Source organism: Kitasatospora sp. NPDC101801, assembly GCF_044766665.1.
Lineage (GTDB): Bacteria > Actinomycetota > Actinomycetes > Streptomycetales > Streptomycetaceae > Kitasatospora.
Window position 1 is genome coordinate 1 of the sequence record NZ_JBIWML010000099.1, and the last position, 1,549, is coordinate 1,549.

The 1,549-nt window shown below is 69.8% G+C and carries 1 protein-coding gene; it reads right to left on the reverse strand.

What is annotated here, in order from left to right; genetic code table 11:
• Positions 1-748 precede the first annotated feature (748 nt).
• Positions 749-1,075 (reverse strand): hypothetical protein, encoded by a 327-nt coding sequence (locus tag ACIRPK_RS36860; protein WP_403047319.1) that lies wholly within the window; start codon positions 1,073-1,075, stop codon positions 749-751.
• Between the last annotated feature and the right edge of the window lie 474 nt (positions 1,076-1,549).

A 1,549-nucleotide genomic window follows, 5' to 3' on the forward strand; every position in this document is an offset into this window, starting at 1 on the left:
CGGCCCTGAACTCGTCCGAGTAGTCCTTCAACGCCATCGGCGGTGTCTCGCTTCCTCCGGATCAAGCACGATCCAGTATCAGCGTGTCCACCACATGGGGGGAGGCCCCCCCGATCACCAGTGGCGGTTGCCGCGTTACGGCACGCGCACGTGACCATAGCCAAGCAAGGGCCGTGGGCACCATCGCCAACCGAGCGGTGGGACCCCGCCGGTCAACTGTCGCTGCTTCCTGAAACCAAACCGCTAACGCCAACCTGCTCCACCATCTGAGCCCAGGCCCGGACCATCTCCTCGACGGTGAAGGCCTTTCGCCAACCACCCTCGTGCAGGATCTGCCCGGCTGTTCGGGTGCCATGCGCGGACTCGGATACCGGTAACTCGGGATTGACCGCGGCAACAGCGTACGCAATGCGGGTGGCGGCGCCGGGACGCGCAGCAACCCGAACTGCCCGGGCGGTGACCTGATCAGGTCCCGGACGTGGTCGGCTGCGGCGGTGCTGTCGGCTGCCGCCGTGAGCAGCGCCTCGAAGAAGTCGGGGTCCTTCGAGGACCAAGCCGACATCAGCCGCAGGATGTGTGCGCCGGCGTACGGCCGCCCGGGCCCTCCACTCCGGGCCGCCGGCCCGGCACCCGGCGGCAGCCGGCCGTTGCCAGCGCCGCTCATGCATCGGGGAGGTCCGCTGTTGCCGCGGGGTGGCGGCTCCCTGGAGCCCCGGCTCCGGGCCGGGGCTCCGGGTGGGCGGTTGATTCAGGAGCGGCGGCCTCGGCGCCTGGTGGCAACGACCGCGGTGGTGCCGACCGCGAGGAGGCCGCCCGCTATGGCGGCTACGAGCCCGTCGCCCACCGGGCCGGAGATGGAGCCGATCCACCAGCCGTCATCGGAGTACCCGATGCGGATCAGTCCCGGATCAGCCTGCATCGAATCGAGCTCGACGTCCTCGTGGCCGGTGGCCGGACTCTGAAGCCAGAGCGCCAGGTGGTACGCCAGCTCGGCCACGGGGAACGCCTCCTCGGACCACACCACCCGCCCTCGGTCCCTGATGGAGAGTTCCGCCTCGATGTCGAGGAGCAGCACCGCCAAGGGGGGCTTCCTGCGGACTGAGACCGCGCCGCTGCAGATCCGACAGTCCAGAGTTCCGGCAGACGAACCGCACTGCCCGGCCTCCACAAGGTCGGCAGCCACCGTCTGAGCGTCGATCCGGAGGCGCTCGATCTGCTGCTCCAGAGCGGGCACGCCGGCGAGATGCGCGCCATCCGGGCCCACGGTCCCAGCTCGCAGACGGCGGCTGCGACGGATGCCTGCCATGCTGACTGACCGCTGAACACCTCGGCCCAGGCCAAGGTCCGCTGGCCCTCCGTCAGCCACAGGCGCCCTCCGCGTTCCTCGTGCGTGCCGTACTTGTCCGTCCATGAGATCCAGTCCCACGGCCCCGCCACCGCGTACAGCCCTCCCTCCCCTCCCTGACAGTCTCGACTGAGACGCCCGGTATGTCGGGTTAGTCTGGATCGGCGAGACAGGAGCATCACCGGCATGGGCAGCACCACCCAC